Here is a 14111-nt window from a genome sequence, read left to right as displayed (position 1 = left end):
CACCGCGGAACGTGCGGCACAGCGGGCATGTCAGGTGCATAGAGTGGCCACCGTGAGTTCCTCAGGTCGCGTGGTCAAACGCGTCATCCTCGGTCGCGCCATGCGCTCGGACCGCCTCGGCGAGACCCTGCTTCCCAAGAAGCTCGCCCTGCCGGTCTTTGCGAGCGACGCGCTGTCGTCCGTGGCCTACGCCCCGGACGAGATCATCCTCACCCTCGGCCTCGCCGGCGGTGCCTTCGCCGCGACCCACTCGTGGCAGATCGCACTCGCCGTCGTCGTCGTCATGATGGTCGTCGTCGCGAGCTACCGGCAGAACGTGCACGCCTACCCCTCCGGTGGTGGCGACTACGAGGTGGCCAGCGTCAACCTCGGGCCGAAGGCGGGGCTGAGCGTCGGCAGCGCCCTGCTCGTCGACTACGTGCTCACGGTCGCGGTGTCGGTGTCCTCCGGCGTGCAGAACGCGGCGTCGGCGTTCACGTTCCTGCGCGGCCACGAAGTGGCCGCGGCCGTCGTCATCGTCGTGCTGCTCACGGCGATGAACCTGCGCGGGGTGCGCGAGTCGGGCAAGGCGTTCGCTGTGCCGACCTACCTCTTCATGTTCACGATCCTCTCCATGGCCGTCGTCGGCTTCTTCCGGGAGGCGACCGGGACGCTCCCGCCTGCCGAGAGCGCGGCATACGAGCTCGCTCCCGAGCCGGGTATGGGTGCCCTCGGCACCGCGGCGATGGCCTTCCTGCTGCTGCGCGCCTTCTCGTCGGGCTGTGCCGCGCTCACCGGCGTCGAGGCGATCTCGAACGGTGTCCCCGCCTTCCAGAAACCCAAGAGCCGCAACGCCGCGACGACCCTCTTCCTCATGGGCTCGATCGCCATCACGATGCTCGTCTCGATGGTCGCGCTCGCACGCTGGACCGGCGTCAAGATCGCCGAGGACCCCGAGGTCCAGCTGATGAAGGACGGCGTCCCCGTCGGCGAGGACTACGTCCAGGACACCGTCATGGGCCAGGTCGCCAAGTCCGTCTTCGACGGGTTCATGCCGGGCGTCGTCCTCGTGTCCATCGTCACCGGCCTCATCCTCATCCTCGCCGCGAACACGGCCTTCAACGGCTTCCCGGTCCTCGGCTCGATCCTCGCGCGCGACGGGTTCCTCCCGCGTCAGCTGCACACCCGCGGCGACCGCCTCGCGTTCTCCAACGGCATCCTCATCCTCGCCGGTGCCGCCGCGGCCCTCATCGCCATCTACGACGCGCAGGTCACCAAGCTCATCCAGCTCTACATCGTCGGTGTCTTCGTGTCGTTCACGCTGAGCCAGACGGGCATGGTCCGCCACTGGAACCGCAAGCTCGCCCTCGAGCGCGACCCGCGCGAGCGCGGCCGGATGATCCGTAGCCGGGCCATCAACGCCGTCGGCGCGGTCATGTCCGGGGTCGTCCTCATCGTCGTCCTCATCACGAAGTTCACCCACGGCGCCGGCTACGCCATCGCGGCGATGGCGGTGCTGTTCTTCATCATGGTCGGCATCCGCCGTCACTACGACCACGTGCGCGACGAGCTCGCCGTGACGCCCGGCGACACGCAGGCGCAGCTGCTGCCCTCGCGCGTGCACGCCATCGTCCTCGTCTCGAAGATCCACAAGCCGACGTTGCGGGCGCTTGCCTACGCGCGGGCGACCCGACCGTCGATCCTCGAGGCGCTCACCGTCGACGTCGACCCCGAGGACACCGCGGCCCTGCAGCGTGAGTGGGACTCCCGCGACATCCCCGTCGCCCTCAAGGTCCTCGACTCGCCCTACCGCGAGATCACCCGCCCCGTCGTCGAGTACGTCAAGTCGATCCGCAGCGGCAACCCGCGCGACCTCGTCGTCATCTACATCCCGCAGTACGTCCTCGGCCACTGGTGGGAGCAGATCCTGCACAACCAGAGCGCCCTGCGGCTGCGGACCCGGCTGCTCTTCACGCCGGGTGTCATGGTGTCGAGCGTGCCGTGGCAGCTCGCGTCGTCGGCGGGCGCCGAAGAGCGGATGGACGGCCCGGTCGTCGGCGACGTCCGGCGCGGCGAGGGATGAGCGAGGTCGAGGCGTCGGCGTCGGCTGCGGGTGAGCTCGCGGTCGGTGACGAGGTCGAGGTCGACTGCGGGCCGATCGCGCACGGCGGCTTCGTCGTCGCGCGGCACGAGGGACGGGTGATCTTCGTCCGTCACGCGCTGCCCGGGGAGCGGGTGGTCGTGCGCGTCACCGAGGGCGGTGCGGGGGACCGGTTCCTGCGCGGTGACGCAGTGGCTGTGCTGGTGGCCTCGCCCGACCGGGTGGCTGCGCCGTGTCCGTATGCCGGTCCCGGCCTCTGCGGTGGCTGCGACTTCCAGCATGTCGCGTTGTCGGCGCAGCGGGGTCTCAAGGCCGATGTCGTCCGCGAGCAGCTGCAGCGCCTGGCGGGACTCGACGTCGACGTCACGGTCGGGCCGGTGCCCGGTGACGTCGACGGGCTGCGCTGGCGCACCCGCACCGAGTTCGCCGTCGACGAGGATGGGCGCGCGGGGATGCGGCGGCACCGGAGCCACGACGTGCTGCCGGTGGAGGACTGTCTCATCGCGGGGGAGCGGGTCGTCGGGACCGGTGTCCTCGGGCAACGATGGGACGACGTCAAGGCCATCGACGTCGTGGCTCCATCGGATGGCGAGGCGGTCGTCGTGCGGGTACCGGTCTCGGATGCAGACGAGGTGCCGGTGGTGACCGAGACCGTTGCGGGACAGTCGATCTCGCGCTCGTTCGAGGTCAGCGCTCGGGGCTTCTGGCAGGTGCATCCGGGGGCGGCAGCGACGTTCGTCGACGCGGTGGTCGCGGGTCTGGAGCCGCGGTCGGGGGAGCGGTGTCTCGACCTGTATGCCGGGGTGGGAGTCTTCGCGTCGGCGCTGGCGGAGGCGGTGGGGGAGTCGGGTCAGGTGCTCGCGGTCGAGTCCGATGCGGTCGCGGTGGCGCACGCGCGCGACAACGTGGCTGCGACGCCGTGGGTCCAGGTTGTCGCGGGACGCGTTGACGACGTGCTGGGGGTGGAGTCGCGCGGGCGAGTGGCCGGTGGCCGGGGCCGGTCGCGCCGCCGGTCGGGCAAGCCGCGCCGGCCGCACTCGCTCATGCCGCCGTCGGCCGACCTCGTCGTCCTCGACCCGCCGCGCACAGGCGCCGGTGCCGCTGTTGTCGGGGCGGTGACAGCGCTCGGGCCACGCGCCATCGCCTACGTCGCCTGCGACCCGGCTGCATTGGCGCGGGACACGGCATACGTCATGGAGCGCGGCTACGAGCTGAGGAGCCTGCGTGCCTTCGACGCCTTCCCCATGACCCACCACATCGAGTGCGTCGCCATCTTCGAGCGCACATGAGTCGCGCATGAGTCCGTTGCGGGAGAACGCCTTCCGGGCGCTCGACGCGTCGACGCGGCGGTTCTGGCGTGGGGTGGGGCGACAGGCTGACCTCGACGGCGAGCACGCCTGGCTGCGCGCGCCCGAGGCCCGCGCCGGTGTCGTGGGAGAGTCGTGGATCGAGGAGGCAGCGACGTCGGTCGGCGGGACGGCCGAACGCGGACCACACGGCCTCGTGCCGGACCTCGCCGTCCTCGACGGTCCCGGCTTCGACGCCGACGACCTCGCCGCGCCGGTGCGCGAGTTCTACGAGCACACGAGCGACTGGGTCATGGACGCCTGGTCCAGCTGGTCACCGGTCTTCCAGCCCGGAGGCATGCTCGTCGAGCACCTCTTCGGCCGGCGGATGCAGCAGCTCGCCCTGCCCGTGCAGCCGCTCGACGTCAGCCACGGCATCGACAGCGAGGTCGTCGCGATCCGCGATGCGATGGGGGCCCAGGTGTGGGCGGCGTGGCTGCGCCGGCTGCGGCGCACCGACCAGTTCCTCTTCAGCGGTGCGTATGGCGTGCGCAGGCTTCCCGGGGCCGACCGCCCGAGCATCCACGTCACCTTCCCGCTCGAGCTCGGCAACGTGCAGGTGTTTCTCCGGCCGTCGACCCGCAACGACGGTGCCCTCGTGCTGTCCTCGCCCCGCGGCCCGTTCGGCAGGGACGGCGCCTACGTCCTCGCCCGGCAGCCCGACGGCACCGCTTGGGCCGCGAAGGCGCCGATCCACGAGGAGTTCACGGTCTACGTCGACGAACGTGGGGAGCTGCGCACCGACCACGAGCTGCGGTTCGGCCCGGCCCGCGCGCTGCGCCTGCACTACCGGATGCGCCGGACCGGCTGATCCGGGTCGCCCCCTCGGAAGGCGAGGTCGGACGCAGACCGCACTCACCGGCATACGGATCACTGACTGAGACGGGTGTCCGCACTGCGGAACCCACGGTGGCACGATGGCTGCCCATGTCCGACCTCATCGCCGAGCCACCACCCGCGCACGCGACCGGGACCCAGAGCACCGCCCGCATCGCGGTCGCGAGCTTCATGGGCACCGCGATCGAGTTCTACGACTTCTACATCTACGGGACGGCCGCGGCGCTGGTCTTCTCGGGCGCGTTCTTCCCCGAGCTCTCCGACGTGGCCGGCACGCTCGCGGCGCTGTCGACGTTCGCGGTCGCGTTCGTCGCACGGCCGCTCGGGTCGGCGCTCTTCGGGCACTTCGGCGACCGCGTGGGACGCAAGTCGATGCTCATCGCGTCGCTGCTCACCATGGGGCTGGCGACGTTCGCCATCGGTCTGCTGCCGGGCTACTCGTCGATCGGGGTGCTCGCGCCACTGCTCCTCGTCCTGCTCCGGTTCGCCCAGGGGCTGGGGCTCGGTGGCGAGTGGGGAGGCGCCGCTCTCATCGCGACCGAGCACGCACCGCCCGGGAAGCGTGGCCTGTTCGGTGCGTTCCCGCAGCTCGGTCCGTCGATCGGCTACATCGCGGCGAGTGGGATCTTCCTCGCGCTCACCCTGACGATGAGCGAGTCGACCTTCGAGTCGTGGGGCTGGCGTGTGCCGTTCCTCATCTCGATCGTGCTCGTGGGCGTCGGGCTGTGGGTGCGGCTGCAGATCGCCGAGACACCCGCCTTCGCCAGGGTCATGGACCAGCAGGAGCGGGCCAAGGTGCCGCTCTTCGTCCTGTTGCGCCAGTCCTGGCTGCCCGTGCTGCTCGGCGCCCTCGCGATGGCGATCGCCTACTCACTCTTCTACACCGCGACGACGTTCTCGCTCACCTACGCGACGGCCGACGAGCGTGGCTTCTCGCGGCCCGAGGCGATCGGCGCGACCCTCGTCGGCGCGGCGTTCATGGCGCTCGGCACGTGGGTCAGTGCGCGCCTGTCCGACCGGTTCGGCCGCCGCCCGACCCTCATCGCGGCGGTGGTCATGTCGGTGCTGTTCGCGCCGGCGATGTTCCCGCTCATCGACACCGGTGCGTATGCCGGCCTGCTGCTCGCGATCTGCGGTGCGCTGTGGTGCATGGGTGCCGTCTACGGCCCGATGGGCGCCTTCCTGCCGGAGCTGTTCCCGGCGACGACGCGCTACTCCGGCTCGGCCCTGGCCTACAGCCTCGGCGGTGTCATCGGTGGTGCCGCGGCGCCGCTCCTTGCCGCTCGACTGGCCGCCGACTACGGCGCGGGGGCCGTGGGTCTGTACCTGATGGGTGTCGCCGTCGTCAGCCTCCTTGCTGTCCTCGCCCTGCCCGAGACGCGTGACCGGGACCTCGTCGCGCAGTGACTCCCCGCCGGTGCGGCGTGGCTCAGGTCGGTCTACCGGTGCGGCGGGTGGCGTGGGAGTGTGGGACACGCAACGGCACACCGACCCCGAAGCGGTGGACACGGCATACGGTCGCTAGTATCTTGATATCAAGATAAATCGGGACCGACGAGCGCGAGGACGCGCGGAAGGAGCACAGCTCGTGGCGAGCACGGACAGCTTCAAGGCACACGGCGAACTCTCGGTGGGCGAGAAGTCCTACGAGATCTACCGACTCTCGGCGGTCGAGGGGAGCGAGACGCTGCCCTACAGCCTCAAGGTCCTCCTCGAGAACCTGCTGCGCACCGAGGACGGTGCGAACATCACCGCCGACCACATCCGCGCGCTCGGCTCCTGGGACGAGAACGCCGACCCGGACACCGAGATCCAGTTCACGCCGGCCCGCGTCATCATGCAGGACTTCACCGGCGTGCCCTGCGTCGTCGACCTCGCGACGATGCGTGAGGCCGTCGCCGACCTCGGCGGCAACCCCGAGAAGATCAACCCGCTCGCGCCGGCCGAGCTCGTCATCGACCACTCGGTGATCATCGACGTCTTCGGTCGCGCGGACGCCTTCGAGCGCAACGTCGAGATCGAGTACGAGCGCAACGGCGAGCGCTACCAGTTCCTCCGCTGGGGCCAGGGCGCCTTCGACGACTTCAAGGTCGTCCCGCCCGGCACCGGCATCGTCCACCAGGTCAACATCGAGCACCTCGCCCGCGTCGTCTTCGACCGCGACGGCGTCGCCTACCCCGACACCTGCGTCGGCACCGACAGCCACACGACGATGGTCAACGGGCTCGGCGTCCTCGGGTGGGGCGTCGGCGGCATCGAGGCCGAGGCGGCCATGCTCGGCCAGCCGGTGTCGATGCTCATCCCGCGTGTCGTCGGCTTCAAGCTCTCCGGCCAGATCCCCGACGGCGCGACTGCGACCGATGTCGTCCTCACGATCACCGAGATGCTGCGCGAGCACGGTGTCGTCGGCAAGTTCGTCGAGTTCTACGGCGAAGGCGTCGCGGCCGTGCCGCTCGCCAACCGCGCCACGATCGGCAACATGAGCCCCGAGTTCGGCTCGACCTGCGCGATCTTCCCGATCGACGACGTCACGCTCGACTACCTGCGCCTCACCGGTCGCTCCGACGAGCAGGTCGCGCTCGTCGAGGCCTACGCGAAGGAGCAGGGCATGTGGCTCGACCCGGCGAAGGAGGCCCGCTACAGCGAGCGGCTCGAGCTCGACCTGTCGACCGTCGTGCCGTCCATCGCCGGCCCCAAGCGTCCGCAGGACCGCATCGAGCTCTCCGGCGCCAAGGAGGCCTTCCGCAAGGTCCTCCCGACGTATGTCGCGCACGACGAGGGTGCCGATGGCGTCGCGTCGTCGTTCCCGGCGAGCGACCCGACGCCGCAGGGCAGCCCCGAGGGCGTCAACGGTGGCGACAAGCCGGAGGAGACCGGCAACGGCTCCACCCGCCCGTCGAAGAAGGTCCAGGTCACCGCGGCCGACGGTGGTGGCTCGTTCGAGATCGACCACGGCATCGTCTCGATTGCCTCGATCACGTCGTGCACGAACACGTCGAACCCGTCGGTGATGATGGCCGCGGCGATGCTCGCCAAGAACGCCGTCGAGGCCGGGCTCACCGTCGCGCCGTGGGTCAAGACGTCGATGGCGCCGGGCTCGAAGGTCGTCACCGGCTACTACGACAAGGCCGGCATGTGGCCCTACCTCGAGAAGCTCGGGTTCCACCTCGTCGGCTACGGCTGCACGACGTGCATCGGCAACTCCGGCCCGCTCAACGAGGAGATCTCGAAGGCGATCAACGAGAACGACCTCGCCGTGACGTCGGTCCTCTCCGGCAACCGCAACTTCGAGGGTCGCATCAACCCCGACGTGAAGATGAACTACCTCGCGTCCCCGCCGCTCGTCATCGCCTATGCCCTCGCCGGCACGATGGACTTCGACTTCGCGAACGAGCCGCTGGGTCAGGGCACCGACGGCAAGGACGTCTTCCTGCGCGACATCTGGCCCGCCCCGGCCGACGTCGAGCGGACCATCGCGGAGTCGATCAGCCAGGAGATGTTCACCGAGGACTACTCCGACGTCTTCGCCGGTGACGAGCGCTGGAAGTCGCTGCCGACCCCCGAGGGCAACACCTTCGAGTGGGACGACCAGTCGACCTACGTCCGCAAGCCCCCGTACTTCGAGGGCATGGAGATGCAGCCCGCACCGGTCGAGGACATCGAGGGCGCGCGGGTGCTCGCCAAGCTCGGTGACTCGGTCACGACCGACCACATCAGCCCGGCCGGGTCGATCAAGGCCGACAGCCCCGCCGGCAAGTACCTCGCCGAGCACGGCGTCGAGCGCAAGGACTTCAACTCCTACGGCTCACGGCGCGGCAACCACGAGGTCATGATCCGCGGCACGTTCGCCAACATCCGCCTCAAGAACCAGCTCCTCGACGGCGTCGAGGGCGGCTTCACCCGCGACTTCACCCAGGGCGGCGAGCAGTCGACGATCTTCGACGCGTCGGCGAACTACCAGGCCGCGGGCACGCCGCTCGTCATCCTCGCCGGCAAGGAGTACGGCTCCGGGTCCTCGCGTGACTGGGCGGCCAAGGGCACCCGCCTGCTCGGCGTGCGGGCCGTCATCGCCGAGAGCTACGAGCGCATCCACCGCTCGAACCTCATCGGCATGGGCGTCATCCCGCTGCAGTTCCCGCAGGGCGAGAACGCCGAGTCGCTGGGCCTCGACGGCACGGAGACCTTCGCCATCAGCGGCATCACCGAGCTCAACGAGGGCCGGACGCCGAAGACGGTCAAGGTCACCGCGACCAAGGACGGCGCCGACCCCATCGAGTTCGATGCAGTCGTCCGCATCGACACCCCCGGCGAGGCGGACTACTACCGCAACGGCGGCATCCTCCAGTACGTCCTGCGCTCCCTCGTCACGAGCTGAGCGACTTTCGACGGATGGCCCGTTCGGGTCTGCGCAACGACGCAGCCCGAACGGGCCATTCGGTCTTTCAAGGCATCGCTGCCCAAGAGCTCACCGAGGAGTGAGGGTCTCACCCAGGGGCCATCGTGATGCCCCGGTGGTGGTCCTCAGGTGAGCTCGTCGATGAGCAGGTCGGCGATGGCGCGCTGCTCGTTCGCGAACGGGTGGTAGTTCTGCGCCCGGGTGATGTCGGTGACCTGCCCGTTGACCCACGGGTCGCCGGAGCAGATGTCGTGCCCCTGGCTCGCCTTCCACACGTCGACGTACTCCACTTGGTTGCTCTTGGCCGCCTGCCGCAGCGCGTCGGTGAGGCGCTTGTTGACCTGCACGGCATACGACACGTCACCGTCGGCGAGCGGCAGCAGGTCGGGGCAGGTGCCCTGACGCGGCGCGATCTGCGGGTACCCGACGACGAGGATGCGCGCGTCCGGTGAGCGCTCCTCGATCTCGGCGATGACCGCGTCGATGCGTGCCCGGGTCTCTTTGACGGCGGCGAGCAGCCGGTCCTGCCCGTCGCTGCGCATCTCGTCCCGGCACGGGCTGCCCGTCGGGTCGCTCGCCCGCAGCGTCGTGCAATAGCCGACGAGGGTGCCGAAGACGTTGAAGTCGTTGCCGCCGATGCTCAGCGTGACGAGGTCGGTGTCGGGGGTGAGGTTGTCCAGCTGCGGTGCGACGCCGGCGAGCTGGCTCTGCGTCATGTCCGTCGTGTCCGCGCCGGAGCAGCTCGCGTCGACGAACGTCGTCACACCGAGCTCGCGCGCGAGCAGGCTCGGGTAATTGTTCGTCGAGCGGTAGCAGCCGCCCGCGATGTCGAGGTTCGGCACGAGCGGCGCCGCCGTGTAGGAGTCGCCGAGGGCGACATAGCGTTCGTATGCCGGTGCGTCGCCGTCCGGGGCGGGCGCGGCCTGCGTGGGCGCCGACGCCCGCTCGGTCGCGGCCATCGACTGGGCACCGGGCACGGCGACGAGCAGCGCAGCAGCCCACGCAGCGGCGACGGCGGTGCGGACGGTACGACGTGACGAGCTCATCCGTGAGGTCCCTTCATGGCGGGTGCGTCCCTCGCCACGATACGCCGCGCCGTCGTGCGGGTCAGCCCGCCCAGAAACCCCGCGAGCCGAACAGGTCCCCGAAGTGGTCACGGTAGGACCCACCGCCAGGACCGCGCGAGCCCCGAGACCCGAGATAGCTGCCGACGACCGCGGCGCCGAGGTCGTCGAGCTCGGGCGCCACGACGCGCCCGTCGACCCGCCGTGCCATCTGCTCGATGAACCGCGCCAGCCCGTAGTCCTCCCCGAGACGGAAGAACGTCACCTGCGCCCCGAGCCGCCCGACGGCGTCGAGCTCACGCACGGTGTGGGCGATCGTCAGCGGGTGCGGGGGATAGGCGAACGCGACCTCGCCGTCCGGTTCGAGGTGTGCGGTCGGCTCGCCGTCGGTGACGACGAGGAGGACGGGCTGGGCGTTCGGGTGCTTGCGGAAGTGCCGCTGTGCGAGGAGCAGCGCATGGTGCAGGTTCGTGCCCTTGGCCCACTCGGCCTCGAGCGCGGTGAGCTCCTCGATCTCCATGACCTCCGCGTGCCGTCCGAACCCGATGAGCTGCAGGTGGTCGCCGCGGAACCGCGTCTGCACGAGGTGGTGCAGCGCGAGCGACGTGCGCTTCATCGGCACCCACCGCCCGTCCATCGCCATCGAGAACGACGTGTCGACGAGCAGCGCCACGGCGGCCTGGGTGCGGGCCTCGGTCTCGCTCACCTCGACGTCCCGGATGTTGAGCCGTATGCCGCCGCGCGTCGCCCCACCCTCGCTCGCCGTGCGGAGCACGGCGTTCGTCACCGTGCGGGTGACATCCCACGGCTGGGTGTCACCGAACTGCCACTCCCGGGTGGCTCCGCTGGGCTCGGCCGCAGCACCGGCCTGACGCGTATCCCGTTGTCCCTGGCGGCCGCTCAGTCGTTCGGCGACGTCGCGCAGCAGGGCCCGGCCGAGCTGGCGCATCGCCTTCGGTGAGAGCCGGAGCTGGCCGTCGGAGGTGCGGCCGAGGTAGCCCGAGTCGCGCAGCGCCTTCTCCAGTTCGGCGAGGGTGCGGGCGTCGACGGCGGCGTCGTCACCGAGGTGACGGGCGAGGGCGTCGAGGTCGATGTCGTCCAGGCGAGCGCCCGGATAGGCCTGTGAGAGCTGCTCGCTCAGGCGGTCGAGCGAGGCGAGCTCCTGGAAGGCGCCGGTCCCGTCGCCGAGCCCGAGTCCTTCGGACCCGTCGAACTGTTCGCTGCCGCCCCAGTCCTCGCCGGGGCGCAGAGCCTGCAGGTTCGCGTCGAGCTGGTCGAGCGCGTCCATGAGCGCCGGGCTGCCGAACGCCTGCGCGGAGAGCGACATCAGCTCCTCACGCTGCTCGGGTGTCATCGAGTTGAGCATCCGCTGCGCCGCGGCCGACCGGGCCGCGAGGTTGTCGATGAGCTCGTCGACGTTCTGCGGGTTCTCGGGGAAGTGCTCACCGTGCTTGTCCATGAACTCGCGGAACTGCTCGCTTGTGTCCTCGCCCCGGGCGTGGGCGGCGAGCAGGTCGTTGAGGTCGGACAGCATCTCCTGCACTGCCGCGCGATCCTCGTCGGTGGCGTTCTCGAGCGCCTGCTTCATGCCGGTGAACCGCTGGTCGAGCGCCTCGCGGCCCAGGAGGTCCTTGATGCGGTCGAAGTCCTCGCGGGCCTGCGAGGACCGCCACGAGTAATCCGACAGCTCGCTCACAGCGCCGGCCGTCGAGGACGGCAGGTTCTCCAGCTGAAGCTCCGCGAACCGCGCGTCGTCGTCGAGGTCGCGGGCGAGCTGCTTGCGTTCCTCGAGCACCGCGCGGTCAAGCAGCTCACGCACCTCGCGCATCGTCCCGTCAAGCGAATGCCGTTGCAGCAGCTCGTTCTTGCGCTGCGCCACCCGTGCCGCCAGGTCGTCGAGACCGCGCTGGTCGCGTCCGCCACGACGCAGGAACTCCCGCATCGCGTGCTCGGCGGAGTAGCCGGCCATGACCTCCTCGCCGATGGCGTCGAGGGCTTCGGCGAGGTCGACCGGGGGAGCGAGCGGGTCGGGCCCACCGGAGTAGCGCGCGTAGCGCGCGCGGTGACCCCGCGGCATACCGCCGCCGGTGCCGGGACCGGGAGCGGACGGCATACCGGGTCGTTCGCTCATCCGTAGACCGTCTCGCCGTCGGCGCTGTCCTTGTCGACCCGGCGGGCAAGGTAGAGCGCCTCGAGGGCGAGCTCTACCGCGCCGGCCCGGGCGCCGTCGGAGGTGGCGTCGAGCCGCTCGGCGATCCGGTCGTACAGGTCCGACTCGCCGAGCACAGGCAGCCCGTCGAGGACGTCGCGGGCCGAGACCTGCTCACCGGTCGTCACCGTCGCGCCCTCCTCGAGCGCCGAGACGAGGAGCGCGAGGTCGATGCCACCGAGACGGGAGCGGGCAGTCTCGGCGACAGCGGTCCGCAGCAGGTGGGTAAGGATGTCCTGCTCGCGGCCTTCCTCGCCGGTCTCGAACTCGATCTTGCCGCCGAGCACCTCGACGGCGCTGTCGAGGTCGACGACGCGGGCGACAGCCTCGTCCTCGCCCTGCCGCGTCGCGCGGTGAAGTGCCGCCGCCGCAACGGTTTCCGCGCCGGCGATGGCGAACCGTGCCGAGACGCCGGAGCGCTGGTCGACCGACGACGACTCGCGCAGCCCTCGGGTGAAGCGGGCGAGGATCTCGACGAGGTGGTCGGGCAGCTCGGCGACGAGGTCGGCCTCCTGCCGGATGACGGCCATCTCGGCCTCGAGCTCGCGCGGGTAGTGGGTGCGGATCTCGGCTCCGAAGCGGTCTTGCAGCGGGGTGATGATGCGGCCGCGGTTGGTGTAGTCCTCGGGGTTCGCGCTGGCCATGACGAGGACGTCGAGGGGGAGGCGCAGGACGTAGCCGCGGATCTGGATGTCGCGCTCCTCCATGACGTTGAGCATCGCGACCTGGATGCGCTCGGCGAGGTCGGGCAGCTCGTTGATGGCGACGATTCCCCTGTGGCTGCGGGGGATCAGGCCGAAGTGGATCGTCTCGGGGTCGCCGAGCGAGCGGCCCTCGGCGACCTTCATCGGGTCGACGTCGCCGACGAGGTCCGCGACCGACGTGTCCGGGGTGGCGAGCTTCTCGGCATACCGCTCCTCGCGGTGCCGCCACGTCACGGGGAGGTCGTCGCCGAGCTCGGTGGCGCGACGCTTCGACTCGGGCGTGATGGGGGAGTAGGGGTGCTCGCCGAACTCGGAGCCGTCGATGACCGGCGTCCATTCGTCGAGCAGGCCGACGAGGCTGCGGAGCAGTCGGGTCTTGCCTTGGCCGCGCTCGCCGAGCAGGACGATGTCGTGGCCGGCGAGGAGGGCGCGCTCGAGCTGCGGGATGACGGTGTCCTCGAAGCCGTGCAGGCCCGGCCACGGGTCGCGCCCCTCGGCGAGCGCCGCGACGAGGTTGTCGCGGATCTCCTGTCGGAGGGGCTTTTCCTCGTGGCCGGACTCGCGCAGCTGGCCGAGGGTGCGCGGCTCCGGCGGCTCGGTGCGAGCCGGGGTGGGCGGCGGGGTGGACGCGGTGGTGGACGAAGTGGCAGGGGGCTGGTGCGAGGGGGTCGTCACCAACTCACGCTAACTCCGCCGCCGCGACTTTGGGTATGCCGTGCGTCCAGTCCGTGGTCGTAGGGCCGCACCGCGGGTTCTCAGCCCATCGTCTTCTGGCCGTCGATGGACTCGCGGATGATGTCGGCGTGGCCGGCGTGCTGGCTCGTCTCGGCGATGATGTGCAGCACCGCTCGCCGCACCGACCACTGGGCGCCGGGCTCGAACCACGGCGCCCGCGGCAGGTCGTGGCGGGTGTCGAGGTCGAGTGTGGCGACGAGCTCGTCCGTCGCCGCGGCGACCCGCTCGTACTCCTCGACCCAGTGCGCCAAGGTCTCGTCGTCGAGGAGGCGGTGGGAGTCCTGGAAGGCGCGGACCTCGGCGGGCGGGTTCGACCAGTCGATCGACTCCCAGTCGATGTCCGGGGCGGTTCCGGCACCCTCGCGCATGAAGGTCGCCCACTGTGCCTCGGTCTGGGTGACGTGCTTGACGAGGCCGCCGAGGGTGAGCTCGCTGACGGTGCTGCGTTCGCGGGCCTGCTCGTCGGAGAGGTTCTGGACCGTCGTGAGGAGGAAGCCGCGGTGGCGGCGGAGGGACTCGACGAGGTCGGCACGCTCTCCGGTGAGCGTCGTGGTCGAGCCGGCCGTGGTGCGTGCGGCGGTGGCGGACGTTGCTGCGGTGGTGGGTCGTGTCGTGGTCATGGACACCACGCTAGGGACGATTCAGGTCAGTTCCTGACCGTTGTGTTGCTGAGGTTGTGTCGACGCCGGCGAGCTCAGGGTGCCCGGGAGGGGGAGAGAGACCGACTGGACGCGCGGGCA

General features: G+C 70.5%; 9 protein-coding genes. 5 read left to right on the top strand and 4 right to left on the bottom strand.

The genetic code is table 11. The features are described from left to right. The first annotated feature begins 52 nt into the window (after positions 1–52). The 5 genes from BCF74_RS03625 (at position 53) to acnA (ending at position 8638) form a co-directional block, all read left to right on the top strand. On the top strand, positions 53–2062 hold the full coding sequence (locus BCF74_RS03625) for an APC family permease (RefSeq protein WP_425432799.1): 2010 nt from the start codon (positions 53–55) through the stop codon (positions 2060–2062). After that, positions 2059–3369, top strand: coding sequence for a class I SAM-dependent RNA methyltransferase (locus BCF74_RS03620; RefSeq protein WP_106296597.1), 1311 nt, complete (start codon positions 2059–2061; stop codon positions 3367–3369). Before BCF74_RS03625 ends, BCF74_RS03620 begins: the two co-directional genes overlap by 4 nt. A gap of 7 nt (positions 3370–3376) precedes the next feature. Then, positions 3377–4237, top strand: a complete 861-nt coding sequence (locus tag BCF74_RS03615) for a hypothetical protein (protein ID WP_106296596.1) — start codon at positions 3377–3379, stop codon at positions 4235–4237. Positions 4238–4353: 116 nt separating this feature from the next. Continuing rightward, on the top strand, positions 4354–5670 hold the full coding sequence (locus BCF74_RS03610) for an MFS transporter (RefSeq protein WP_106296595.1): 1317 nt from the start codon (positions 4354–4356) through the stop codon (positions 5668–5670). Between the two features lie 181 nt (positions 5671–5851). After that, positions 5852–8638 (top strand): aconitate hydratase AcnA, encoded by a 2787-nt coding sequence (acnA, locus tag BCF74_RS03605; RefSeq protein WP_106296594.1) that lies wholly within the window; start codon positions 5852–5854, stop codon positions 8636–8638. A 146-nt stretch (positions 8639–8784) separates the two neighbouring features. On the opposite strand, the gene BCF74_RS03600 is transcribed toward acnA, so the two are convergent. The 4 genes from BCF74_RS03600 to BCF74_RS03585 all read right to left on the bottom strand — a co-directional run bounded on the left by BCF74_RS03600 (position 8785) and on the right by BCF74_RS03585 (position 13991). Then, positions 8785–9705 carry an SGNH/GDSL hydrolase family protein gene (locus BCF74_RS03600; RefSeq protein WP_106296593.1) on the bottom strand — a complete coding sequence of 307 codons (921 nt, stop codon included), beginning with the start codon at positions 9703–9705 and terminating at the stop codon, positions 8785–8787. 61 nt (positions 9706–9766) lie between these two features. Next, positions 9767–11800 (bottom strand): vWA domain-containing protein, encoded by a 2034-nt coding sequence (locus tag BCF74_RS03595; RefSeq protein WP_106296710.1) that lies wholly within the window; start codon positions 11798–11800, stop codon positions 9767–9769. 50 nt (positions 11801–11850) lie between these two features. Further along, positions 11851–13203: a magnesium chelatase ATPase subunit I gene (locus BCF74_RS03590; protein WP_106296709.1), complete on the bottom strand. Its 1353-nt coding sequence runs from the start codon at positions 13201–13203 to the stop codon at positions 11851–11853. A 188-nt stretch (positions 13204–13391) separates the two neighbouring features. Further along, complete coding sequence (locus tag BCF74_RS03585) at positions 13392–13991, bottom strand: DinB family protein (RefSeq protein WP_106296592.1); 600 nt, start codon at positions 13989–13991, stop codon at positions 13392–13394. Positions 13992–14111 lie beyond the last annotated feature (120 nt).

Source organism: Knoellia remsis, assembly GCF_003002895.1.
GTDB classification, from domain to species: domain Bacteria; phylum Actinomycetota; class Actinomycetes; order Actinomycetales; family Dermatophilaceae; genus Knoellia; species Knoellia remsis.
This window is presented reverse-complemented; position numbering and strand designations above follow the sequence as displayed.

Bases quoted from the DNA above. Each gene is read 5' to 3' on its own strand.
- BCF74_RS03620 (WP_106296597.1), top strand. From the start codon at position 2,059: ATGAGCGAGGTCGAGGCGTCGGCGTCGGCTGCGGGTGAGCTCGCGGTC.
- BCF74_RS03610 (WP_106296595.1), top strand. From the start codon at position 4,354: ATGTCCGACCTCATCGCCGAGCCACCACCCGCGCACGCGACCGGGACC.
- BCF74_RS03585 (WP_106296592.1), bottom strand. From the start codon at position 13,991: ATGACCACGACACGACCCACCACCGCAGCAACGTCCGCCACCGCCGCA.
- BCF74_RS03595 (WP_106296710.1), bottom strand. From the start codon at position 11,800: ATGCCGCGGGGTCACCGCGCGCGCTACGCGCGCTACTCCGGTGGGCCC.
- BCF74_RS03615 (WP_106296596.1), top strand. From the start codon at position 3,377: ATGAGTCCGTTGCGGGAGAACGCCTTCCGGGCGCTCGACGCGTCGACG.
- BCF74_RS03600 (WP_106296593.1), bottom strand. From the start codon at position 9,705: ATGAGCTCGTCACGTCGTACCGTCCGCACCGCCGTCGCCGCTGCGTGG.